Origin of the sequence: Burkholderia territorii, assembly GCF_902833055.1 — a bacterium.
Classification (GTDB): Bacteria; Pseudomonadota; Gammaproteobacteria; order Burkholderiales; family Burkholderiaceae; genus Burkholderia; species Burkholderia territorii.
Genome location: NZ_CADFEJ010000003.1, coordinates 229,784 through 251,636 on the forward strand (window position 1 = coordinate 229,784; position 21,853 = coordinate 251,636).

The following is a 21,853-nucleotide window of genomic DNA, read 5'->3' on the forward strand; positions in this document are numbered from 1 at the left end:
TCGGCATCACGGAGATTGCTATGGTTTCGATACGCTTGCCTGACGGCTCAGTTCGACAATACGAGCATCCGGTGACAGTTGCCGAGGTTGCGGCCTCGATCGGTCCCGGCCTTGCGAAGGCTGCGCTTGGTGGCAAGCTCGATGGGGAGCTCGTCGATACGTCCACGGTCATCGATCGCGACGCATCGCTTGCGATCGTCACGGACAAGGATGCCGACGGTCTCGACATCATCCGTCACTCGACCGCGCACTTGCTTGCCTACGCGGTGAAGGACCTGTATCCGGATGCGCAAGTGACGATCGGCCCGGTGATCGACAACGGCTTCTATTACGATTTCTCGTATAACCGCCCGTTTACGCCCGAAGATCTGGAAAAGATCGAAAAGCGCATGCAGGAACTCGCGAAAAAGGACGAGCCGGTGACGCGCCGCGTCGTGTCGCGCGACGAGGCGGCCGGCTATTTCCGCAGCCTCGGCGAGAAGTACAAGGCCGAGATCATCGAATCGATTCCGCAAGGCGACGAAATCAAGCTGTACTCGCACGGCGGCTTCACGGACCTCTGCCGTGGCCCGCACGTGCCGTCGACCGGCAAGCTGAAGGTCTTCAAGCTGATGAAGGTCGCGGGCGCGTACTGGCGCGGCGACTCGAAGAACGAGCAACTGCAGCGCATCTACGGCACGGCCTGGACGAAGAAGGAAGACCAGGATCAATACCTGCACATGCTCGAGGAGGCGGAAAAGCGCGACCACCGCAAGCTGGGCAAGCAGCTCGACCTGTTCCACATGCAGGAAGAGTCGCCGGGCATGGTGTTCTGGCATCCGAAGGGCTGGGCGCTGTGGCAGCAGGTCGAGCAGTACATGCGCCGCCGCGTGAACGAAGCCGGCTACCTCGAGATCAAGACGCCGATGATCATGGACCGCTCGCTGTGGGAGGCGTCGGGCCATTGGCAGAACTACCGCGAGAACATGTTCACGACGGAGTCGGAGAAGCGCGACTACGCGATCAAGCCGATGAACTGTCCGGGTCACGTTCAGGTGTTCAAGCACGGCCTGCGCTCGTACCGCGACCTGCCGCTGCGTTACGCGGAATTCGGTTCGTGCCATCGCAACGAGGCATCGGGCGCGCTGCATGGCCTGATGCGCGTGCGCGGCTTCGTACAGGATGACGCGCACATCTTCTGTACGGAAGAGCAGTTCATTGCCGAGTCGATCGCATTCAACACGCTGGCGATGAGCGTGTACAAGGATTTCGGGTTCGAGCACATCGACATCAAGCTGTCGCTGCGCCCCGAACAGCGGGCGGGCACCGACGAAACGTGGGATCGCGCGGAGCAAGGCCTGCGCGATGCGCTGACTGCGTGCGGCCTGTCGTGGGAAGAGTTGCCGGGCGAGGGCGCGTTCTACGGCCCGAAGATCGAATACCACATCAAGGACGCGCTTGGCCGCTCGTGGCAGTGCGGCACGCTCCAGCTCGACATGGTGCTGCCGGAGCGTCTCGGCGCCGAATACGTCGCGGAAGACAACAGCCGCCGCCGGCCGGTGATGCTGCACCGTGCAATCGTCGGTTCGATGGAGCGCTTCCTCGGCATTCTGATCGAGCACCATGCTGGTGCGATGCCGGTCTGGCTCGCGCCGTTCCAGGCAATTGTGCTCAATATCGCCGAAAGTCAGGCGGAATATGCACAATCTCTGGCCCAAACGTTGCAAAAACAAGGGGTTAGAGTGGCGGCCGATTTGCGCAACGAGAAGATTAGCTATAAAATACGCGAGCACACGCTGGAAAAGGTGCCTTATCTCCTCGTCGTGGGCGATAAGGAGCGTGATGCGCAAACGGTAGCCGTGCGTGCCCGTGGCGGCGTCGATCTTGGCGTTATGCCGATCGAAGCCTTTGTTGAGCGTCTGCAGGAAGACCTGCGCTCGTTCAAGTAACCGCCCTGGCAGCGCGGCTCGTTTTTTTAATTTTTAGAGGAAACGTAACATCGCTACTGATAAGTCGTCGCATCGCATCAACGGTGAAATCACTGCGCCGGAAGTGCGTCTGGTCGGGATCGAGAACGAACCGCTCGGTATCGTAAAACTCGCTGATGCTTTCCGTAAATCGGAAGAGCTGGATGTTGACCTGGTGGAAATCGCGCCGCAAGCGGTTCCGCCGGTCTGCCGTCTGATGGACTACGGCAAGTTCAAGTATCAGGAGTCCAAGAAGCAGCACGAGGCGAAGCTGAAGCAGAAGGTCATCCAGGTGAAGGAAGTCAAATTCCGCCCGGGTACCGATGACGGTGACTACAACGTCAAGCTTCGCAATCTCGTACGCTTCCTCGAAGAGGGCGACAAGACGAAGATCACGTTGCGTTTCCGCGGCCGCGAAATGGCTCACCAGGAGATCGGCATGCGGATGCTCGAGCGTCTGCGCACGGATCTCGAGGAAGTCGGCCAGGTCGAGCAGATGCCGAAGATGGAAGGGCGCCAGATGATCATGGTGCTCTCGCCGAAGAAAAAGAAGTAACGAGCCCGCGCGCAAGCCGCGCAGGTTCGAAAGTGGTTCGGCGCGTCGCCCGGTCAGGGCGGCGCGCCAACAATGACGGCGGCTGCGCAAGCGGTTCGCCGTACACAAGTGGACTGGGTTTCGAAGGGCGGGTCAAGGGCGCAAGCCAACCGCACACCCATCGCCATCAAATAAACTGGAGTTGTTCGTCATGCCTAAGATGAAGACCAAGAAGAGTGCTGCAAAGCGCTTCGTGGTGCGTCCGGGCGGTACCGTCAAGCGCGGTCAAGCCTTCAAGCGTCACATCCTGACCAAGAAAACCACGAAGAACAAGCGTCACCTGCGCGGCGCAACGGCAGTTCATGATTCCGATCTGAACTCCGTCCGCGCAATGCTGCCGTTCGCGTAACCCCTCAACTGATACTCCAAGGAGAGAAACATGCCTCGAGTCAAACGTGGGGTAACCGCACGGGCCCGCCACAAGAAGATCATCAACCTGGCCAAGGGTTATCGCGGCCGTCGCAATAACGTCTACCGCATCGCCAAGCAGGCGGTGATGCGCGCTGGTCAGTACGCGTACCGCGATCGCCGCAACAAGAAGCGTGTGTTCCGCGCACTGTGGATCACGCGTATCAACGCGGCAGTTCGCCAGCACGACATGACCTACAGCGTGTTCATCAACGGCCTGAAGAAGGCGTCGATCGAACTCGACCGCAAGGTCCTGGCCGACATGGCGGTGTTCGACAAGGCTGCTTTTGCTGCGATCGTCAAGCAGGTGAAAGCCGCCGTTGCAGCCTAATTGCGAAATTAGCACTGCGTGGTTAGTTGCAGCGATGTTCCGGTAGTTTCGGCCGCTGCAGCGAAAACGGGGCTCTTCCGAGCCCCTTTTTTGTTTGGCGGGCAGATTCGCTCGCCAAGACCGAATGACGTTGGAAATGATGGGATCTATGGATCTGGACCAGATTGTCGCCGACGCGCAGCAGTCCTTCGAACAGGCTGCCGACATCACCACGCTCGAAAACGAGAAGGCACGCTTTCTCGGCAAGTCGGGTGCGCTGACCGAGTTGCTCAAGGGCCTCGGCAAGCTCGATCCCGAAGCACGCAAGACCGAAGGCGCACGCATCAACGTCGCGAAGCAGCAGGTTGAAGCCGCGCTGACCGCTCGCCGCCAGGCGCTCGCCGACGCGCTGTTGAACCAGCGCCTCGCCGCCGAGGCGATCGACGTCACGCTGCCGGGCCGCGGCGCAGGTGCAGGCAGCCTGCACCCCGTGATGCGCACGTGGGAGCGCGTCGAACAGATTTTCCGCTCGATCGGCTTCGACGTGGCCGACGGTCCCGAAATCGAGACCGACTGGTACAACTTCACGTCGCTGAACAGCCCGGAGAACCATCCGGCGCGTTCGATGCAGGACACCTTCTACGTCGAAGGCAAGGACGCCGACGGCCGCCAGCTGCTGCTGCGCACGCACACGAGCCCGATGCAGGTGCGTTACGCGCGCATGAACCGCCCGCCGATCAAGGTGATCGCACCGGGCCGCACGTATCGCGTCGACAGCGATGCGACCCACTCGCCGATGTTCAATCAGGTCGAGGGGCTGTGGATCGACGAAAACATCAGTTTCGCCGACCTCAAGGGCGTCTATACCGACTTCCTGAAGAAATTCTTCGAGCGCGACGACATCCTCGTGCGCTTCCGTCCGTCGTATTTCCCGTTCACGGAACCGTCGGCCGAGATCGACATGATGTTCGAGCACGGCAAGAACGCCGGCAAATGGCTCGAGATCTCGGGCTCGGGGCAGGTGCATCCGACCGTGATCCGCAACATGGGCCTCGATCCCGAGCGCTACATCGGCTTTGCGTTCGGCAGCGGCCTCGAGCGCCTGACGATGCTGCGCTACGGCGTGCAGGATCTCCGGCTGTTCTTCGAGAACGACCTGCGTTTCCTGCGCCAGTTCGCATAACGCACGCGCCGCGCCGACATGTGCCCGCGCATGCGCCGCCGGACGTTTCCGGCGGCGGCCGGGCGCCGATCTAACCTGTTTCGAACGTAGACATCCATGCAATTCCCTGAATCCTGGTTGAGAACCTTTGTCGACCCGCAGCTGACGACCGACGAACTGTCGCACGCGCTGACGATGGCGGGGCTCGAAGTCGAATCGCTGAGCAAGGCTGCGCCGCCGACGTCGAAGATCGTCGTCGGGCGCGTGCTCGAAGTCGTCAAGCATCCGGATGCGGACAAGCTCAATGTCTGCCAGGTCGACGCCGGCACCGGCGCGACGCTGAATATCGTGTGCGGCGCACCGAACGTGGCGCCCGGCATCAAGGTGCCGGTCGCGCTGGTCGGCGCCGAACTGCCGCCGGCTGAAGAGGGCGGCAAGCCGTTCGCGATCAAGCTGTCGAAGCTGCGCGGCGTGGAGAGCCAGGGGATGCTGTGCTCGGCGCGCGAGCTGAAGCTGTCCGAGGACCACAGCGGCCTGCTGATTCTTCCGGAAGACACGCCGGTCGGCCAGGACATCCGCGACACGCTCAATCTCGATGACACGATCTTCGAAATCAAGCTGACGCCGAACAAGGCCGATTGCCTGTCGGTGTTCGGCATCGCGCGCGAGACGGCCGCAATCACCGGCGCGCCGCTGACGCCGGTCGACATTCGTCCGGTGCGTGTCGAACTCGACGAAACGCTGCCCGTGCGCATCGCTGCTCCCGACCTGTGCGGCCGCTTCTCGGGTCGCGTGATCCGTGGCGTGAACGCACGTGCGAAGACGCCGCAGTGGATGGTCGAGCGCCTCGAACGTGCGGGACAGCGCAGCGTGTCGGCGCTCGTCGACATCTCGAACTACGTGATGTTCGAACTCGGCCGTCCGTCGCACGTGTTCGATCTCGACAAGATCCACGGCGGCATCGAGGTTCGCTGGGGCAAGCGCGGCGAATCGCTGAAGCTGCTGAACGGCAACACGGTCGAGCTCGACGAAACGGTCGGCGTGATCGCGGACGACCGTCAGGTCGAAAGCCTCGCGGGCATCATGGGCGGTGACAGCACGGCCGTCACGCTCGACACGACCAACATCTACCTCGAAGCCGCGTTCTGGTGGCCGGACAGCATTCGCGGCCGCGCGCGCAAGTACAACTTCTCGACCGATGCGGCCCATCGCTTCGAGCGCGGCGTCGACTACGCGACGACCGTCGAGCACGTCGAGCGCATCACGCAGCTGATTCTCGAGATCTGCGGCGGCAAGGCCGGCCCGGTCGACGACCAGGTGGTGAACCTGCCGCAGCGCGCGCCGGTGAAGATGCGCGTGTCGCGCGCGAACCGCATCATCGGCGTGAAGATCGACGCCGACGAGATCGCGAACATCTTCACGCGTCTCGGCCTGCCGTTCGAGCGTGACGACGATGCATTCCTGGTCACGCCGCCGTCGCACCGCTTCGACATCGAGATCGAGGAAGATCTGATCGAGGAAGTGGCGCGCATCTACGGCTTCGAGAAGATCCCGGCGCGCCCGCCGGTCGCGACGAGCGAGATGCGCGCGACCAACGAGACGCAGCGCTCGATCCACGACATCCGTCACGCGCTCGCGGCACGCGACTACGCCGAAACGGTCAACTTCAGCTTCGTTGATGCTGAGTGGGAGCACGACTTCGCCGGCAACGACAACCCGATCCGTCTGCTGAATCCGATCGCGAGCCAGCTGTCGGTGATGCGTACGACGCTGTTCGGCAGCCTGATTTCGGTGCTGCGCCACAACCTGAACCGTCGCGCGGATCGCGTTCGCGTGTTCGAGACGGGTCGCGTGTTCCTCGCCGATCCGTCGGTGAAGGCCGGCGAACTGACCGTCGAAGGCTACACGCAGCCGAAGCGCGTCGGCGCGCTCGCGTATGGCCCGGCGGTCGACGAACAGTGGGGTGTCGCGACCCGCGCGGTCGATTTCTTCGACGTGAAGGGCGATCTCGAGGCGCTGCTCGCGCCGGCCGTCGCGCGCTTCGTGAAGGACGAGCATCCGGCCCTCCATCCGGGCCGCAGCGCGCGCATCGAGGTCGACGGTCGCGCGGTCGGCTGGATCGGCGAGCTTCATCCGCGCCTGATGCAGAAGTACGAGCTGCCCCACGCGCCGGTGATGTTCGAAATCGACGCGGATGCGCTGATTGCGCGTGCGCTGCCGGCCCCGACCGACGTGTCGAAATTCCCGCCGGTGCGGCGTGATATCGCGGTCGTGGTCGACCAGGCGGTCGAGGTTCAGGCACTTTTCGACGAAATGAAGAAGGCGCTCGCCGAAGACGCCTGCCGATTCGTTCAGAAGGTTGTACTCTTCGACGAATTTCGTGCAAAATCAAATACTTCCGGTGGCCTTGCCGCGCACGAGAAGAGCCTTGCCTTCCGCGTGACGCTGCAGGACGCGGCTGGCACGCTGCAAGACGAAGTCGTCGATCAGGCGATCCAGACGCTGGTCGAGCGGATGGCTCGCGCGGGCGCGCGCCTGCGAGGCTAAGGAGAAGGGCCGCCCGCCTGCGGGCGGCGCTTCCCCATCGTAAGTTTTGGTTTAACGCGCTGTATGGCAGATATGAACGACATGACCTCGAGTGAATTCGAAGCCCTTCTGACGGCGCAACGCAGTGCCATGAACCGCGACGCGTCGGCGCCGGCGTCCACCGAGACGCCGACGTTGACGAAAGCGGAGCTGGCCGAGCTGCTGTTCGACAGCGTCGGGCTGAACAAGCGTGAAGCGAAGGACATGGTCGAGGCGTTTTTCGAAGTGATCCGCGACGCGCTCGAAAACGGCGAAAGCGTCAAGCTGTCGGGATTCGGCAATTTCCAGCTGCGCGACAAGCCGCAGCGTCCGGGCCGCAATCCGAAGACGGGCGAGGCGATTCCGATCGCGGCCCGCCGGGTGGTAACCTTCCACGCGAGCCAGAAACTGAAGGCGCTGGTCGAAAACGGCGCGGAGTAACGCCCGCGCGCCGACGTCTCCGCGCGGCCGCCGCGCACCCTTTACCGACGGTTAACCGACGATGACCACTACGGTTGAGAAAGTCGTCTTGCCTCCGATTCCCGCGAAGCGCTACTTCACGATCGGTGAAGTCAGCGAACTGTGCGGGGTCAAGCCGCACGTGCTGCGTTACTGGGAGCAGGAATTCACGCAGTTGCGGCCGGTGAAGCGGCGTGGCAATCGCCGGTACTACCAGCACCACGAAGTGCTGCTGATCCGGCGGATACGCGAGTTGCTGTACGAGCAGGGGTTCACGATCAACGGTGCGCGCAATCGGCTCGATTCGCCGGGCGGCGAGCGCGCTGCCGGCGCACCGGTCGAATCCGACGTGCCCGCCGACGCGCGTGCATCGGGCAAGGCGGGGGCAACGGTCGACGTGATCGCGCTGCGTCAGGCGCTCCTCGACGTGATCGACGGACTGAAGCACGACTGAGCACGACGCTCGGATCCGATATGAAGCCCGGTTGGCGCGCGCCACCGGGCTTTTTTTCGTGCGTGCGAGGCCGCGCGCGTCAGCGCGATGCGAGCGGATTCGGCTTGCCCATGTCGACGACCAGCGTGCCGTCCGGCAGCATCCGCACCGAGCCTTGCGCGACCTGGCTGCGGTAGTCGTACAGGTCGAAGCGCATCGGGCCGGCCTCGGCCGAGTTCCGGATCAGCGCGCGCACGTTCAGTTCCAGCACGTTGAACATCTTCATGTCGCCGCCTTCCATCCACATGTAGCTCGGCGCGTCGATCTGCGGCCGCTTTAACGCGGGCGCGTCGGCGGCGCGCCGGAACGTGAGGCGCAGTCCGTCGCGTTCGACCGTGGCCTGGCCGAGCTTGCCGTTCAGCACGGGCGGCGGAAAGACGGTGTACTGGTCGAGCACGAGCGTGTCGCCGCGCAGTTCCGCGCCGCGACGCTGCAGCGGCGTCAGCGACGCGAGCTCGATGCCGAGCGAGCGCAGCAGCTTCGCCTGCGGGATGCCGAGCACCGACACCTGCGAAGGCCGGAATGCGAGATGCCGGTCGTCGAGCACCGAAAGCGAGCCCTTCATGTCGGTCGGCAGCCACACGCCGGGCACGTGATTCCACAGCTTGATGCCGCCCTGGACGCGCAGGTCCTGGCCGTCCGCGCTCAACTGCAGGTCGTTCAGCGAGCGCGGCGAGTAGTCGAGCAGGTAGTTGTTGAAGAGTGCCGACATCGCTTTCCACGATTCGACGACCGATCCGCCGAGAATGCGGATGTCGTACTGGTTCGGATCGTCGAGGTCGACCGGTTCGCCCGGCCGTTTCGCGATGAGCTGGACGTCGAGGTCTTCGACGTGGAAGCCGATGTCGCCGGACAGGTTGAAGTCGACATTGTGCAGGTGGATCGTCGGATGTCGGTTCGACACATGCCGTTCGTTGAACGGGATGGCCGACGCGTGTCGCATCGCAACTTTCTGCATGCCCGGCTGCGGCGTGCCGGCCGCAAGTGCGAACGCTTGCCAGTGCTGGCGCGAGTCGTGCAACGCGCTCTGCTGCGCGGCGAGGAAGCTGTCGTTCAGGCGAGCGGCCGCGTTGCCGAGCGCGGCACCGCTCGCCGGGCCCGTGTACGACGGCATCCGGATCGCCATCGCGCCGCTTTCGTCGAAATTGAAATAGCCAGCCGACACCTGGTCGCGATAGTGATACAGGTCGAACACGAATTTCTGGTCACGCCTGGTCTGATCGACGGGGACGATCAGGATGTCCGCGTTCATCGGCATCGAGCGCATGAACTTCACGTCGCCGCCGCGGATGTACATCGCCTGTTGCGGCGCGTTCGCGGGCAGCGCGAAGCCGGCGTGCGAGCCGTCGTCGAGCGTGAGGTCGAGGCCGGCCGGCGTCACGCGCAGCGCGGTGATCCTGATCTTCAGCCGCGGCGGCGGCATCAGCTTGTCGACCGACATCACGAGATCGTCGCCGGCGAGCCGTGCGATCGGCGTCTCGACTTTCAGCAGATCGGCCATCTTCACGTTGGCCGCGCGCATGACCGGCTGCGCGTTGATGCCCGACACGCGCACGCCGGTCGGGTGGAACACGAGCTGGCTGCCGTCGCGGATCGCGAGCGTGCCGGTCAGCGAGAACGGCACCCAGCCGTCGCGCTGCATCTCGCCCTGCAGATGGATCACGCCGTCGCCCGCCGATACCGCGAGCTTGCGAAGCGGCGCGTTGCGGTAACCGAAGATATAGGTGTTGAACAGGGCGGTGAGCTTCGCGTCGTCGAGCGTGACCGTGCCTTCATGCACGTCGATCTCGAAACTCGTCGGATCGTCGAACACGATCGGGGCGCCGGCCTGCGTCGGCACGAGCGTGGCCGACAGTTGATGGATGAAGAAGCCGAGGTTGTTGACGATGCGGAAATCGACATCGCGCAGGAACGTCATCGCACCGTTCTGGCCCGAGTCGCGCAGCGTGAACGGGCGCGGCTGCGTAAGGCTGAGCGACGCGAGCGACGGCACCGTGCGCGCGATCTGCTGCTCGCGGGCAAGGCGTTCGGCCTTGGTGCGCTCGATCTTCGTCGATGCGGCCGACGCGTTGCCGTCACGCTGTGCGGCCGGTTCCGCGCAGCCGGCGCAGAGCAGCGCGAGCGCGAGCGCGCCGCAGCCGAGTGCACGAGAGGCGCCATTTGACGCCGGCGCGACCGTGCGTCGCGGGCCGGCCATCCAGTCGAATAATGCCAAAGGCGTGCGATGGCCGCGTCGGACCGCATTCCGCATCGTCTGTCTCCATGTCTTGTCATGATCGGCGCGGGCGCACGGCCGATGCGCGGCGCCGAGGTCGATGCCGTGCAGTGTGGCATAGCGCGCTAGAGCGGCGTAACCAAACAGCGGGCGGCCGGGCGAGCCCGGCCGGCGCGCGACAGGACAATGGATTCGCGGCGGCGGCGCGAAAAGATCAAACGGCCGTTTGGTTTGCGCTCGAGGCAGGCGGCGCGCCGTGTGCCGGATCGGCAAACCCGGCGTCGGCGTGGGCCGACGTGGGGACGCATGCCGGATGAGGGCGATGTCCGATTCGACGCGTACGGGGCAGGCGAGCTGACGGACGCGGCAGCGACCGCGCTATCGCGCGCCGCCTGCACCACGAATCAGACCAGCATGCGCCGCCGGATTGCATTCTGCGTCGCGGGGTCCAGCTGCAGGCCGTTGTCGATGTACGACGTCATCGAGCCGTAGGAAGCGACGACCTGATCGAACGCCGCCTGCAGATAGCCCGCCTGGGCGCTCTGCAGGGCGGCCATCATGTCGGCAGCATCCTGGCCGCCGTTCTTCCGCGCCTGTTCGACATAGGCCGCGATCTCCGACGCGCTGTAGACGTTGGTCAGCAGATAGTCGGCGACGATCGTCTGCCGCGGGACGCCAAGGATCGTGTGCAGAATGGCCGTCGCCCAGCCAGTGCGATCCTTGCCGGCCGTGCAGTGGAAGAGCAAGTTTCCGTCGGACGCGGCGAAGCCGGCGAACAGCGTGCGGTAGCTCGTCCGGGCCGTTTCGGACGTCACGAACGCCCGATACATGCTTTGCATGAAGGCCGTGGCAGTCGCGCCGTCGGTGGGAAGCGGGCCGATGCTGGCGGCGCCCAGCACGTTGAGGTTCTGCCAGGTGGCGCCGGTCAACGGCACATCGGGCTGCGCGTGGATCTCGGCCGTCGTGCGCAGGTCGCACACCCGCGCGATGCCGAGCGTGTCGACCGTTGCGAGGTCGGCCGCGGACAGCGCGAGCGCGGATGACCGGTAGATCGCGCCTTTCTTCATCGCTGCACCGCTCTCGGTGGCATAGCCTGTTGCGCCCGGTCCCCCGGTATCACGAAAGTTCGCTGCCGAACCGAGTCTGGGCGTCGTCACGGGGGCGACCGCGATCGAGTCGCCGCCGCACGCGGACAGAAGAGACGTGCCTGCGAGCGCGATGCCGATCGCGCCGGCACCGAGCCGGAGAAAGGATCGACGGGAAAAGTCGTTTTTCTGAGTCATTGATTGGCCTTGGTCTGAGACGGTGACAGGATGTCGCGACCGCCGTTGCGATCGAACCGGCTCGCGGTGTGCCGCGCAACACGGCAACGCGCGTACCTGCCGCATCGATCGGCAATGCAATCGGACGATGTGCCGTGCGCATTGATCTCGCGCCGGGCAAGCGCACGGTAGCGAGCGGCGACGAATCGGCCATCGTCCTTTTCGATTAAGGCGCCGCACCGATGACCCGTGCGAATCGCGCAACTAGCCGCACGTGCGAGGGCGGCGGCGCGGTAAGATCGGCGTCATTAGCTGGATGGATCGAAGCATGGTGGCCGACACGGGGGAGGCGTCATGGATCTGAAGGAGCTCGACGTATTGGGAGCGGATGTAGGCGATCACTGGTACTACGCGTCGAAGGCGAGCGCGATCCGTCGGTTCCTGGGCGCGACGGACGCGAACCGCATACTCGACGTCGGTGCCGGCTCGGGTTTCTTTTCGAAGCATCTGCTCGAGCGCACGCGGGCGACCGAAGCATGGTGCGTCGATACGAGCTACCCCGACGATACCGACGGGGAGGCCGCCGGCAAGCCGGTTCATTTTCGCCGGGCCGTCGATCGCTTCGATGCGGATCTCGTGTTGCTGATGGATGTCCTCGAGCACGTCGACGACGATGTCGGCTTGCTTTCCCGCTACGTGGCGGGCGCGCCGAAGGGCAGCCGGTTCCTGATCACGGTGCCCGCATTTCAGTTCCTCTGGAGCGCGCATGACGATTTTCTCGAGCACAAGCGCAGATACACGCTCGAGGGTCTCGAAGACGTCGTGCGTCGTGCTGGACTGGAGGTCGAGCGCGGCGCCTACTACTTCGGCCTCACGTTCCCGCTCGCGGCGGCATTGCGATTGAGCGAGCGCGCGCGCCGGCAACCGCGCGAACCGGCGTCGCAATTGCGCCGGCACCATCCGGCCGTCAACGGCTTGCTCAAGCTGATCTGCCAGGCCGAGTTGCCGATGTTCCGGTTCAACCGGGTGGCGGGCCTCACGGTCATCTGTGTCGCGCGCCGGCGATGAGCGCGATGCGCAGTGCAAGGCAGCAGCGGGGACGCGAATTGCCGGCTGCATCGAAGCGGTCATGTCGCGCTTGGGCATGTCGCAAGGAATTTCGCAGGAACATTCACAAAATGCATGCGACCCGTTCTAAAGCGGCAAACTGTCTGTTATAATTTTTTTCTTTCGGGGCGTAGCGCAGCCTGGTAGCGTACCTGCATGGGGTGCAGGTGGTCGGAGGTTCAAATCCTCTCGCCCCGACCAGACAAAGAACCCGCGTCAGTTCAGGCTGACGCGGGTTTTTTCTTGCCGGTCGCTTTTTTGCACATCGCGGCGCGGCCCCGGTAAAATGCAAGGTTGATCCACGGAAAGCGCCGTGATTTAGCGGAAGAGGATTCCCCGAACATGACTGATCTTCGTCTTACCATGCGGTTCGCTGCAGTGCTCGCCACCGGCGCGCTCGTTGCCGGTTGCGGTACGTCGTCGCCCACGAAAGTGGACTACAAGAGCGATTCGAAATCGAAGGAAGCGTCGCTCGCAGTGCCGCCCAACATGCTCGACGAGACGGCCGATCAGCGTTCGCTGCCGCCACAGGGCGGCGCGACTTCCCTGTCCGCACTTCAGCATGTCCAGCAAGCAGCGCCCGCGACGGACACCGTCGCGCCCGCCGTGGCCGGCATGCATATTCAGCGCGATGGCACCGAGAGCTGGCTCGTGATCGACGGCAAGAAGCCTGCCGACATCTGGCCGCAAGTCCGCCGCTTCTGGCAGGAGCAGGGCTTCCTGCTCGTCGTCGACCAGCGCGACAAGGGCGTGATGGAAACCGACTGGAACGAAACCCATCCGCAGATCAACGACGGCCTGATCCGTAGCGTGATCTCCAAGGCAATGGGCAACTCTTACGTGACGGCCGAGCGGAACAAGTACCGCACCCGTCTCGATTCGGCGCCGAACGGCGGTACCTACGTGTTCATCAGCCAGAAGGGCATGCGCGAGGCGATCACCGGCGCGAACAACGATTCGAGCAAGTGGGAAGCGAAACCGAACGATCCGGCGCTCGAAACCGAATACCTGAAGCGGCTGATGGCGGTCCTCGCACAGAACGAGCAGCGTGCGAAGAACGGCGAGCCGCCGATCGCGAACATCAACGACAACACGGTGCCGAAGGACAAGAAGGCGGATACCGACGCGTCGAAGGCCGCCGCTGCCGCGATCGCCGCGCAGAACGTCGCGCGTACGTCGTCGCAAGCGAACGATGCCGATTCCGCCGCGGTGCCGTCCGAAGTCACGCTCGGCGAGCCGTACGACCGGTCGTGGCTGCATGTCGGTCTCGCGCTCGACCGCGCGAACTTCACGGTCGACGATCGCGATCGCACGAAGGGTCTGTATTTCGTGCGCTATGTCGATCCGAAGGATCTGAGCGCGGCCGAGCAGGGCTTCTGGAGCCAGCTGTTCCACGGCAAGAAGGAAAAGCAGGCGAAGCAGTATCGGGTCAACGTGAAGGCGCTGACGCCCGACCAGACGCGTGTGGCCATCGTCGACGATTCCGGTGCGATCGATACGTCGGGCCCGGCCCGGCAAATCATGGGGCTGCTCGTGAATCAGCTGCGCTGACCGCGGCACGCTCCTGCCTCTTTGAAAAAGCCCGCCTTCCGGCGGGCTTTTTTCTTGGTCGCGTGCCCGATGCCTGCCGATGCCGGCGTGCGCGCGACGTTCGCGTTCCTCTGTCGTGATGTTACGTAACATTCGCGCGTTACGGCCGCAGAACGGGTGTTACATCATCGTGAATCTGAAAAATATCCTTATGGATCAATGGCGTATTTTCGAAAATAAATCTGGCACGCAAACTGCTTTATAAGTGCGAATCGTTAGGACAGGGAGGATGGACGTCAGAGACCGGGCAGGTGTCGCGAGCGCCCGACCAACGGTTTCGGCGTCTTCAGATGCCGGCGCTGCGAGCGCCGGCGTAACCGATGACGATCCGCGTCGTGCGCGGATCTCGATGGCCCCGTCGCCTATCCTCGTAGGGCGACGGTTTCGCCCGCGCTTCTTCTGAAGCGCGGGCAATTTTTTTGGTGGGGCCGCAAAGCGAGGGATGGCGATCCGGCGGGTGCCGGATTTGCCGATTCGTAAAATCTTTTCTGAATTGGGGAGTTGGCGCGTAACCGGAGCGGGCAAGCTTCGACGTGCTTGCGCGTTCCGCACACGTTACGGCTTTCCGCGAAGCAGCCTTGGACTCGATCGGGGGATCCGCGTGCTGCCGAACTCGCGAACGGGTGCGAGCACGGTGTGCGGCCGGACACGTTGCCGGCCGCCGCGACGCATCAGTGCGACGCGCTGGGGACGTCGAGAATCAGGATGATCGTCCAGTCGGCGTCGCCGTCGTGGTGATACTGGCGTTCGGCGACGATGAACGGTTGCTGCTTGCCTTGCGGACCGAGGAAAAGCACGTCGCCCTCCATCGGCAGGCATTCGATCGGCGGCAGCGCGAGGAAGGCGTCGTCCGAGCCGCGCGGCATCAGTTGCTTGATCTTGCGAGTGGCGGCTTCGGTCCACTCGATGTCGAGTTGAATGTTGCTCATGCTGTCCTCCGCACCGGGGTGCGCACGGGTGGAAAATTTCGGTGCGCGACTTTAGCACAGCGCGCGGGCGCCGCAACCAAAAAAGCCGAACCCGGTTGCCCGGATTCGGCTTTTCGCTTGTGCGGTGCCGCCGAACTTACTGGCTGGCAGCCTCTGCCGGAGCGGCCTTGGCGGCCTTCTTGCCAGCCTTCTTCGCTGCCTTGTGGTGGTGAGCAGCCTTCTTGCCGTGGTGCTCTTCCTGCGCCGCCGGCTGTGCAGCCTCGGCTGCTTGCTGCTGTTGCAGTGCCTGTGCGCGCTGCTCGATCTCGGCGATCTTCGCCGGGTCGGTGATGGTCTGGATTTGCGTGCTCTCTTGCGCATACGCTGCGCCAGTCAGCGCCGACATCGCGACCAGAATAGCCAGGGACGTCTTCTTCATTGCTTTACCTCCGCTAAGTGGTGATGAACCCGAATGTTGCCGTTTTGTCTGGCGACTGCAATCGAGTGCGTGTCGAGTGTAACAAAAGTGACGGATCAATGTGCACCGGATCGAGGCGCAGCGCAAGGCCCCGTTGAAGTCGCGCAACACTTCGTGCATTCCGTCATGCGCGTGCCATCGTCTGCGGCACCGTCGTTTCCGCCTGCGCTGCGCACGTGGCCATCAAAACCAGCCGAGCCATCGGTAGACGTGGAATTGCGCGATGCCGATCAGCTCATGCAATGCCTGATTCGCGTCCTCCAGGTTGTGCCAGTGGGGCAGCCAGCCTGTTTGCGCGCGTCGGCGGTTTGAATAAACGGGCTGCGGATCGATGCCGAAGTGGCGGAAATCGAGCAATGCGCGGCGCATCTGGTACGACGACGCGACGAGAATGCGCGAGTCGTCATGTTGTGAGCGTAGTATAGAGGCGGTGAATTTCGCATTTTCGTAGGTGGTACGGCTGTTCGGCTCGAGAACCAGGTCGCCGGGAGGGACGCCTTCGGCGAGCAACCGGCGCCCGTAGACGGCCGCCTCGGTTTCGCCGTGATGCTGCGGGTCGCCGCCCGACATCACCACGGTGCAGCGGACGGCCTGCTCGCGGCACATGCGGTAGAGCGCCGCGGTCGTGCGGATGCGGGCTTGCCCGTCGGGCGGCGGCTGTAGTCCGGTGTCGCTGCGCCGTGTGCCGATGCCGATGACGATCAGTGTGGTTCGGCCGTGCATGGCGGGGCGCTCGACCGGTGTCACGCCCGCCTCGGTCCAAGCGATGAGCGGTGCGGTAAGCCAGCCTGTCGCGAGCAGCCAGAACAGCGCGACGCTTGCGATCGCGATGAGTTTGCGCCGCTTGCGCAAGAGCATGAAACCGATGAAGAGAAGTACAAATGAATCGAACAGAATCAATTTGATTGGGGTATGGTGTCTTTTTATGGACGGCTGACGATCCGGCCCTGACGCGACGCCGAACGTCGGCCCCCAGAATCGGTGGCGGTATCGGCGGGCGGAGCTCCCGCCCGGCGCGCCGCTTCGCATTGTCGCTGCACTTTAAGAAAGAATCGAGATGGCCACGTATTCCAACGAAGCGGTGCTCGACGCATTGAGACGAGTGCAGTACCGCCAGGTACCGTGGGCGCGCCGCCCGGGCGTGTTCGAGTATCTCCGGTCGCTGGGGCTGATGGACACGGTCAGGCAGAAGACGGTTGCCCCCGCACCGGGTTTCCATGCGCCGGTCGACATCGCGGTGCTGACCGAGAGTGGTCGCGCCGAATGCGCGCGCCTCGAGCGCGACGAAAAATTACTTTCCTGGACCGATCGCCGTATGGACGACTACGCGTTGAGCGAAGCGAGCGCCGTGGCGATTCTCGAGAGCCGTCTGTAGCGGCGCGCGCCCGTTTTCGCGGCGTCGCCGCCGAAACCAAAAAAAAGCCCGTATCGCGAGGATACGGGCGTACCGGATACTTTTGCTGTTGCCACGCTGTGCTCATGGCAACGGATGTGACTCGTCGCATGTCGAGCAGTTCCCGGGTTCGGGAATTTTTCTTCGACGAAATCGTGCGGACTACGGATGACGCGAAATGCTCGGCGGCTGCGAGCCGATGCGCGCGCGTGCGTTGCTGGCGATGTCGCCGCGCAAGTCGCCGCGTGGCACTGTCTGCCGATTGAACGTCGGGGCGGGCGCTTGCTGGCGGAGGCTGTTGCGGTGATCCTGCTGGCGGTGAGGCGGCTTCGTGCGATCGTCGGCACGCGCGGGAGCGGTGAGCGCCAGCGAAACGACAATGCCGCATGCGACGAGCAGTGACATTGGTTTCATGGCGGGGCTCCCTTCAAGCCATCGGCGCGGCTTGTTGATATGTCGCTAAGGTAAGCGGGGGAGTGCAGGCTTGCTGTAAATAATAGTAAAGAGATGTATCGCGGCGCGACGGCGGTAACCGGCGGCGGTGCGGGCGCTGCGCGAAACGCGCGGCGCTGAACGGAACCGGGCGGCCGAAGCCGCCCGATCGAGCATGCGTTACGCCATCTTGACGGGGGCGCGCCAGGATTCCGGATTGGTCCAGAAGGCGCCGCGCAGCCGGTCGCGGCTCGGCGGTGCGGGCGGCTTCGCCGCACTTGCCCCGATGCGTCCGCGCAACGAGATCTGGCGGCCGCTCGTACCCAGGCGCTTGACGATTTCGGCGAGCGTACCGTCTGCCTGCCATTCGTCGAAGCGACGGCGGCAGGTCGGCGGCGACGGATAGCGACCCGGCAGCTTCGACCAGCCTTCACCGGTCGACAGTACCCACAGCACGGCATTGACCACCGAGCGGGCCTCCACGCGGGGACGGCCGCGCCGTTCACTGCGTGCCGGCTCCGAGCAAAACAGACCCTCGACCAGCGCCCACTCGTTATCTCTCAAATCGTCGAACAGCATCATGTCCTCACCTCAGCGAAGCTAACTCCGGTGCGCTGCCCTGCGCCGCGCACTCTTCAAGCACTCGAGCGTCGAGTGCCGGGTGGGGGCGTCCGGTTGGCCGGCAGCGGCGTTTCTGCCTTCCGTCCGACCAAACCTGCGCCCTGTGCGCCAGTAAAAGCACGATGTGTGCCATGTCGGAGGCGATTCCCTCGAGAGCCGCTTGGCAGCGGGCTAACGGCTAAGTCAGCTAGGGGCGTATAAGACGCCAAAATAACCCGCCAGCAAATCAGGACAATCACCAATCTTGTGCAATTCGCCCGTGGTGCGTGCGTCTGCACGGATATTGCACCGCAGCGAAACATGTGCGGCGAGTGCCGGATTCGCCCATCGAAGCCGATGTCGCGCATTACAATCGCGCATCGGTATCGACGATTGATGAGGTGAACGGATGAACGTTACGCTGCGCCAGCTTCGCGTGTTCATCGAGGTTGCGCGGCTGCGCAGCTTCAGCCGCGCGGGTGACGAGATCGGGCTCACGCAGTCCGCGGTCAGTCGTTGCGTGCGCGAACTCGAGGCCGAGCTCGGGTTGAAGCTGATCGACCGCACGACCCGCGACGTGCAACTGACCGACGTCGGTGCGAATCTGATCGCAAGCGTGTCCCGCCTGCTCGACGATCTCGACGACACGCTGCGCGAGATTCGCGAGATCGGCGAGCAGCGGCGCGGGCGCGTGATCGTCGCCGCGAGCCCGACGATCGCGTGCCGGCTGATGCCGCGCGTCGTCGCGGCCTGCGAGCGCCAGTTCCCGTTCGTCACCCTCGGGCTGCGCGACGACGTGCAGAGTGACGTGCTGCGAAAGGTGAAGTCGAGCGAGGTCGATTTCGGCGTCGTCATCGGTCCGCTCGCCGTTGCCGATCTCGTCTGCGAACCGTTGATGACCGATTCGTTTTGCCTGGTTGCGCGCGCGGATCACCGGCTTGCGGCGCGGGCCGAGGTGCCCTGGACGGCGCTCGACGGCGAGCGCCTCGTGCTGCTCGATCATGCGTCCGGAAGCCGGCCGTTGATCGACGCCGCGCTGGCTGCTCATCGGGTGAACGCGACCGTCATGCAGGAACTCGGGCATTCGGCGACGGTATTCGGGCTCGTCGAGGCCGGTGTCGGCGTGAGCGTGCAGCCGTGGCTGTCGCTGCCGCTGCCGGCGGGGTCGTCGCTGGTCGCGCGGCCGCTGACGCCGCGTACCGAGCGCACCGTCGAGCTGGTGCGGCGCCGCGACCGGTCGCTGTCGCCGGCGGCGCAGGCGATCTGGGAGCTTGTGCGCCAGATGCCGGCGCGGGCGGAAGATCTCGACTGAGGGTATTGATCCGGCACGCGCGCCGGTACACTGCGCCAATCGTGTTCCCCGATGGCGGTATTCGATGGCGCATTCCGCAGATGCCGGCCCGGCCACGGGCCAACCGGCGGCACGCAGCGCGGTCCAGGCGCTGCGTCCGTCGCTGATCAGGGAGGTCGCGAACGCAGGCTTCGCGGTGCCCGACGTGCTGCCGTTCTGGTTCGGCGAATCCGATCGCGTCACGCCGGCATTCATTCGCGACGCGGCCGCCGCGGCGCTGAGCGACGGCGCGACCTTCTACACGCCCAATCTCGGCACGGTATCGTTGCGCAATGCGATTGCCGCCTATGTGAGCGCGCGTCACGGCACGACCGGGGCCGATGCGATCGCCGTGACGAGCTCGGGTGTGAGCGCGCTGATGCTGGTCGCGCAATTGCTGGTTGGCCCGGGCGATTGCGTCGTCGCGGTCACGCCGCTCTGGCCGAACCTCGTTGAAATCCCGAAGATCCTCGGTGCACAGGTCGAGTGCATCCCGCTTCACCATGGCGATGCGGGCTGGGCGCTCGACATCGACAGGCTGCTCGCGGCGCTGACGCCCGGCACGCGCATGTTGTTCGTGAACTCGCCGAACAATCCGACCGGCTGGACGATGTCCCGCGACGACCAGCGGGCCGTACTCGCGCATTGCCGGCGTCATGGCATCTGGGTGGTCTCCGATGAGGTATACGAACGGCTGGCGTTCGCCGCGGACGGCGCGCCGTCGTTTCTCGACATCGCGTCGCGCGACGAGCGGCTCATCGTCGTGAATTCGTTCTCGAAGGCCTGGGCGATGACGGGCTGGCGGCTCGGATGGCTGGTTGCGCCCGCGGCGATCATGGACGATCTGTCGAAGCTGGTCGAGTACAACACGTCGTGCGCGCCGGGTTTCATCCAGGCTGCCGGGGAGGTCGCGCTGCGCGACGGCGAGCCGTTCGTGCGGTCGTTCGTCGGGGCGCTGCGCGGTGCACGCGATCACCTGGTCGCCGCGCTGCGCACGTTGCCGGGCGTCGACGTACCGCCTCCGCCGGGCGCGATGTACGTGTTCCTGCGCTTGCCGGGCGCGGACGACAGTCTCGCGTTCTGCAAGTCGCTGGTGCGCGACGCGGGGCTCGGGCTGGCGCCAGGGCGTGCGTTCGGCCCGGAGGGGGAAGGGTTCGTGCGCTGGTGCTACGCATGCGATCCGGCGCGGCTCGACGCGGGCGTCGAGCGCCTGCGGGCGTTCCTCGCGCGCGGCGCGGGCCGGCGTTGAAGGCGTTGAAGCAGGGGCGGAGCTGGCGCGGCGGGCCGTTTCGGCTCATCTTTACGCACCGGACAATTTTGCGTAAGATGGCGCTCAGTCACGCGGTTCCGTCGTTGAGCCGTGCTGTTCCGTCCGGTTTGGGCCTGGCTTGAAGTTGGTTCGCCGCCCCCGGTTCGTGCTCCCATCAATATGACCGATCAGAATCGGGCGAGCGCGTCTTCCGTTCCTTTCGTCTGTTTGTTGATCCGGTTCGTTTGACCACAGGGTCTGGCCTAGCTGCATGAATACCCAAGAGGCGAAGATCGTCCTCGAGACTGCCTTGATCTGCGCGCAAGAACCGCTGAAACTCGGCGATTTGCGCAAGCTCTTTGCCGACGGCGTGTCGGCTGACACGGTCCGCGCGTTGCTCGAAGATCTGAAACAGGATTGGTCCGGTCGCGGTGTCGAACTGGTGGCGCTGGCAACCGGATGGCGCTTTCAGAGCAAGCCGGCGATGCGCCATTATCTGGATCGGCTGCATCCCGAGAAACCGCCGAAATACTCGCGCGCGGTGCTCGAAACGCTCGCGATCATCGCGTATCGGCAACCCGTCACGCGTGGCGACATCGAAGAGATTCGCGGCGTCACGGTCAATACGCAGGTGGTCAAGCAGCTCGAGGATCGCGGCTGGATCGAGGTGATCGGGCATCGCGACGTGCCGGGACGTCCGGCGCTGTACGCGACGACCAAGCAATTCCTCGACGATCTCGGCCTGAGGGCGCTCGACGACCTGCCGGCGCTCGAGGAGCCGGCCGCGAACATCGAGGCCGCGCTGCTCGCGCAGCAGGCGATGGACTTCGACGGCGACGTGCCGGCGGCGGACGCGGTGCCGGAAGCCGACGAAGCGGCGGCCGACGTGTCGCGCGTGCAGCCGCATGAATCGCCGGAAGCCGCCGCGGCGGAAGGTGCGGCGACGCACGAAATGCCGAACCGCGATACGCTGGAAGCTGATCGCGTACAGATGGAACAGGGCGGCGCCGAAGCAGCGCCGGCCGGCGGGCAGCCCGAGCCGCTGCGCGCGGAAGGGAACGAGGAAGATCACAAGCCGGCCGCCGACGCGGTTGCCGGAGACGGAGCGGAAGCGGCCGGCGACATGCCGGGCGAGGCTGGCGAGGCCGACGCCTCACGCTCCCGTCCCGCGGACGGTGAGTTGCTGGACGATACGTCCGGCAGCCTCGCCGATGCCGTACGCAGTGCCAGCGCGCCCATCGGCGCCGATGCGCTGCCGGACGACGAAGCAGAACCCGAACAGCGCCGCGCCTGATCGCGGCCGACTTCTTGCCGCGCCCGAACCGGGCGCGAGACCTGACATTTTGAGGTT

At 64.6% G+C, this 21,853-nt stretch carries 20 protein-coding genes, 1 tRNA gene and 1 pseudogene; 15 read left to right on the forward strand and 7 right to left on the reverse strand.

Going from position 1 to position 21,853, the window contains the following annotated elements; all coding sequences use genetic code 11:
• The first annotated feature begins 20 nt into the window (after positions 1-20).
• From thrS to HW466_RS08355, 8 genes are all read left to right on the forward strand, one after another.
• The gene (thrS, locus tag HW466_RS08320) at positions 21-1,928 is read left to right on the forward strand and encodes a threonine--tRNA ligase (RefSeq protein WP_059447339.1); all 1,908 of its coding nucleotides are present in this window, start codon (positions 21-23) and stop codon (positions 1,926-1,928) included.
• Between the two features lie 49 nt (positions 1,929-1,977).
• A complete protein-coding gene (infC, locus tag HW466_RS08325) occupies positions 1,978-2,502 on the forward strand; it encodes a translation initiation factor IF-3 (RefSeq protein ID WP_071734130.1) in 525 nt (174 codons plus the stop codon).
• A gap of 190 nt (positions 2,503-2,692) precedes the next feature.
• Positions 2,693-2,890: a 50S ribosomal protein L35 gene (rpmI, locus tag HW466_RS08330; RefSeq protein WP_004191477.1), complete on the forward strand. Its 198-nt coding sequence runs from the start codon at positions 2,693-2,695 to the stop codon at positions 2,888-2,890.
• A 30-nt stretch (positions 2,891-2,920) separates the two neighbouring features.
• The gene (gene rplT, locus HW466_RS08335; RefSeq protein WP_004192938.1) at positions 2,921-3,280 is read left to right on the forward strand and encodes a 50S ribosomal protein L20; all 360 of its coding nucleotides are present in this window, start codon (positions 2,921-2,923) and stop codon (positions 3,278-3,280) included.
• A gap of 148 nt (positions 3,281-3,428) precedes the next feature.
• On the forward strand, positions 3,429-4,442 hold the full coding sequence (pheS, locus tag HW466_RS08340) for a phenylalanine--tRNA ligase subunit alpha (RefSeq protein ID WP_006753318.1): 1,014 nt from the start codon (positions 3,429-3,431) through the stop codon (positions 4,440-4,442).
• A 96-nt stretch (positions 4,443-4,538) separates the two neighbouring features.
• On the forward strand, positions 4,539-6,968 hold the full coding sequence (pheT, locus tag HW466_RS08345; RefSeq protein WP_060347504.1) for a phenylalanine--tRNA ligase subunit beta: 2,430 nt from the start codon (positions 4,539-4,541) through the stop codon (positions 6,966-6,968).
• Between the two features lie 72 nt (positions 6,969-7,040).
• A complete protein-coding gene (locus HW466_RS08350; RefSeq protein WP_006486093.1) occupies positions 7,041-7,427 on the forward strand; it encodes an integration host factor subunit alpha in 387 nt (128 codons plus the stop codon).
• 61 nt (positions 7,428-7,488) lie between these two features.
• Entirely contained in the window at positions 7,489-7,899 is a 411-nt protein-coding gene (locus tag HW466_RS08355) for a MerR family transcriptional regulator (RefSeq protein ID WP_151003233.1), read from the forward strand.
• Between the two features lie 79 nt (positions 7,900-7,978).
• On the opposite strand, the gene HW466_RS08360 is transcribed toward HW466_RS08355, so the two are convergent.
• Both HW466_RS08360 and HW466_RS08365 read right to left on the reverse strand, forming a co-directional pair.
• Positions 7,979-10,189, reverse strand: coding sequence for a hypothetical protein (locus HW466_RS08360; RefSeq protein WP_151003231.1), 2,211 nt, complete (start codon positions 10,187-10,189; stop codon positions 7,979-7,981).
• 368 nt (positions 10,190-10,557) lie between these two features.
• Positions 10,558-11,436 (reverse strand): tyrosine-protein phosphatase, encoded by an 879-nt coding sequence (locus HW466_RS08365; protein WP_151003229.1) that lies wholly within the window; start codon positions 11,434-11,436, stop codon positions 10,558-10,560.
• A 333-nt stretch (positions 11,437-11,769) separates the two neighbouring features.
• Between HW466_RS08365 and HW466_RS08370 the strand changes: the two genes are divergently transcribed.
• The 3 genes from HW466_RS08370 to bamC all read left to right on the forward strand — a co-directional run bounded on the left by HW466_RS08370 (position 11,770) and on the right by bamC (position 14,073).
• Positions 11,770-12,483, forward strand: a complete 714-nt coding sequence (locus HW466_RS08370; protein WP_151003227.1) for a methyltransferase domain-containing protein — start codon at positions 11,770-11,772, stop codon at positions 12,481-12,483.
• A gap of 163 nt (positions 12,484-12,646) precedes the next feature.
• Positions 12,647-12,723: transfer RNA gene (locus HW466_RS08375), tRNA-Pro, on the forward strand.
• Positions 12,724-12,864: 141 nt separating this feature from the next.
• On the forward strand, positions 12,865-14,073 hold the full coding sequence (bamC, locus tag HW466_RS08380) for an outer membrane protein assembly factor BamC (RefSeq protein WP_059447157.1): 1,209 nt from the start codon (positions 12,865-12,867) through the stop codon (positions 14,071-14,073).
• Positions 14,074-14,783: 710 nt separating this feature from the next.
• Here the strand turns inward: bamC and HW466_RS08385 are convergent.
• The 3 genes from HW466_RS08385 to HW466_RS08395 all read right to left on the reverse strand — a co-directional run bounded on the left by HW466_RS08385 (position 14,784) and on the right by HW466_RS08395 (position 16,398).
• The gene (locus HW466_RS08385) at positions 14,784-15,041 is read right to left on the reverse strand and encodes a hypothetical protein (RefSeq protein WP_006486090.1); all 258 of its coding nucleotides are present in this window, start codon (positions 15,039-15,041) and stop codon (positions 14,784-14,786) included.
• A gap of 136 nt (positions 15,042-15,177) precedes the next feature.
• Positions 15,178-15,459: a hypothetical protein gene (locus HW466_RS08390; protein WP_059447158.1), complete on the reverse strand. Its 282-nt coding sequence runs from the start codon at positions 15,457-15,459 to the stop codon at positions 15,178-15,180.
• Between the two features lie 222 nt (positions 15,460-15,681).
• Positions 15,682-16,398 (reverse strand): YdcF family protein, encoded by a 717-nt coding sequence (locus HW466_RS08395; RefSeq protein ID WP_151003225.1) that lies wholly within the window; start codon positions 16,396-16,398, stop codon positions 15,682-15,684.
• A gap of 157 nt (positions 16,399-16,555) precedes the next feature.
• On the opposite strand from HW466_RS08395, the gene HW466_RS08400 reads away from it, so the two are divergent.
• Positions 16,556-16,873, forward strand: a complete 318-nt coding sequence (locus HW466_RS08400) for a hypothetical protein (protein WP_059447160.1) — start codon at positions 16,556-16,558, stop codon at positions 16,871-16,873.
• Between the two features lie 180 nt (positions 16,874-17,053).
• Here the strand turns inward: HW466_RS08400 and HW466_RS08405 are convergent, their stop codons facing one another.
• The gene (locus HW466_RS08405; protein ID WP_151003223.1) at positions 17,054-17,305 is read right to left on the reverse strand and encodes a hypothetical protein; all 252 of its coding nucleotides are present in this window, start codon (positions 17,303-17,305) and stop codon (positions 17,054-17,056) included.
• Positions 17,306-17,506: 201 nt separating this feature from the next.
• A pseudogene (locus HW466_RS08410) lies at positions 17,507-17,902 on the reverse strand (transposase); the annotation flags it as partial.
• Positions 17,903-18,332: 430 nt separating this feature from the next.
• On the opposite strand from HW466_RS08410, the gene HW466_RS08415 reads away from it, so the two are divergent.
• From HW466_RS08415 to scpB, 3 genes are all read left to right on the forward strand, one after another.
• The gene (locus HW466_RS08415) at positions 18,333-19,235 is read left to right on the forward strand and encodes a LysR family transcriptional regulator (protein ID WP_059447162.1); all 903 of its coding nucleotides are present in this window, start codon (positions 18,333-18,335) and stop codon (positions 19,233-19,235) included.
• Between the two features lie 64 nt (positions 19,236-19,299).
• Complete coding sequence (locus HW466_RS08420) at positions 19,300-20,502, forward strand: pyridoxal phosphate-dependent aminotransferase (RefSeq protein WP_151003221.1); 1,203 nt, start codon at positions 19,300-19,302, stop codon at positions 20,500-20,502.
• Positions 20,503-20,773: 271 nt separating this feature from the next.
• Positions 20,774-21,796 (forward strand): SMC-Scp complex subunit ScpB, encoded by a 1,023-nt coding sequence (gene scpB, locus HW466_RS08425; RefSeq protein ID WP_151003219.1) that lies wholly within the window; start codon positions 20,774-20,776, stop codon positions 21,794-21,796.
• The last annotated feature ends 57 nt before the right edge of the window (positions 21,797-21,853 follow it).

Bases quoted from the DNA above. Each gene is read 5' to 3' on its own strand.
- thrS (WP_059447339.1), top strand. From the start codon at position 21: ATGGTTTCGATACGCTTGCCTGACGGCTCAGTTCGACAATACGAGCAT.
- rpmI (WP_004191477.1), top strand. From the start codon at position 2,693: ATGCCTAAGATGAAGACCAAGAAGAGTGCTGCAAAGCGCTTCGTGGTG.
- rplT (WP_004192938.1), top strand. From the start codon at position 2,921: ATGCCTCGAGTCAAACGTGGGGTAACCGCACGGGCCCGCCACAAGAAG.
- pheS (WP_006753318.1), top strand. From the start codon at position 3,429: ATGGATCTGGACCAGATTGTCGCCGACGCGCAGCAGTCCTTCGAACAG.
- pheT (WP_060347504.1), top strand. From the start codon at position 4,539: ATGCAATTCCCTGAATCCTGGTTGAGAACCTTTGTCGACCCGCAGCTG.
- HW466_RS08350 (WP_006486093.1), top strand. From the start codon at position 7,041: ATGAACGACATGACCTCGAGTGAATTCGAAGCCCTTCTGACGGCGCAA.
- HW466_RS08355 (WP_151003233.1), top strand. From the start codon at position 7,489: ATGACCACTACGGTTGAGAAAGTCGTCTTGCCTCCGATTCCCGCGAAG.
- HW466_RS08360 (WP_151003231.1), bottom strand. From the start codon at position 10,189: ATGCGGAATGCGGTCCGACGCGGCCATCGCACGCCTTTGGCATTATTC.
- HW466_RS08365 (WP_151003229.1), bottom strand. From the start codon at position 11,436: ATGACTCAGAAAAACGACTTTTCCCGTCGATCCTTTCTCCGGCTCGGT.
- HW466_RS08370 (WP_151003227.1), top strand. From the start codon at position 11,770: ATGGATCTGAAGGAGCTCGACGTATTGGGAGCGGATGTAGGCGATCAC.
- bamC (WP_059447157.1), top strand. From the start codon at position 12,865: ATGACTGATCTTCGTCTTACCATGCGGTTCGCTGCAGTGCTCGCCACC.
- HW466_RS08385 (WP_006486090.1), bottom strand. From the start codon at position 15,041: ATGAGCAACATTCAACTCGACATCGAGTGGACCGAAGCCGCCACTCGC.
- HW466_RS08390 (WP_059447158.1), bottom strand. From the start codon at position 15,459: ATGAAGAAGACGTCCCTGGCTATTCTGGTCGCGATGTCGGCGCTGACT.
- HW466_RS08400 (WP_059447160.1), top strand. From the start codon at position 16,556: ATGGCCACGTATTCCAACGAAGCGGTGCTCGACGCATTGAGACGAGTG.
- HW466_RS08405 (WP_151003223.1), bottom strand. From the start codon at position 17,305: ATGAAACCAATGTCACTGCTCGTCGCATGCGGCATTGTCGTTTCGCTG.
- HW466_RS08415 (WP_059447162.1), top strand. From the start codon at position 18,333: ATGAACGTTACGCTGCGCCAGCTTCGCGTGTTCATCGAGGTTGCGCGG.
- HW466_RS08420 (WP_151003221.1), top strand. From the start codon at position 19,300: ATGGCGCATTCCGCAGATGCCGGCCCGGCCACGGGCCAACCGGCGGCA.
- scpB (WP_151003219.1), top strand. From the start codon at position 20,774: ATGAATACCCAAGAGGCGAAGATCGTCCTCGAGACTGCCTTGATCTGC.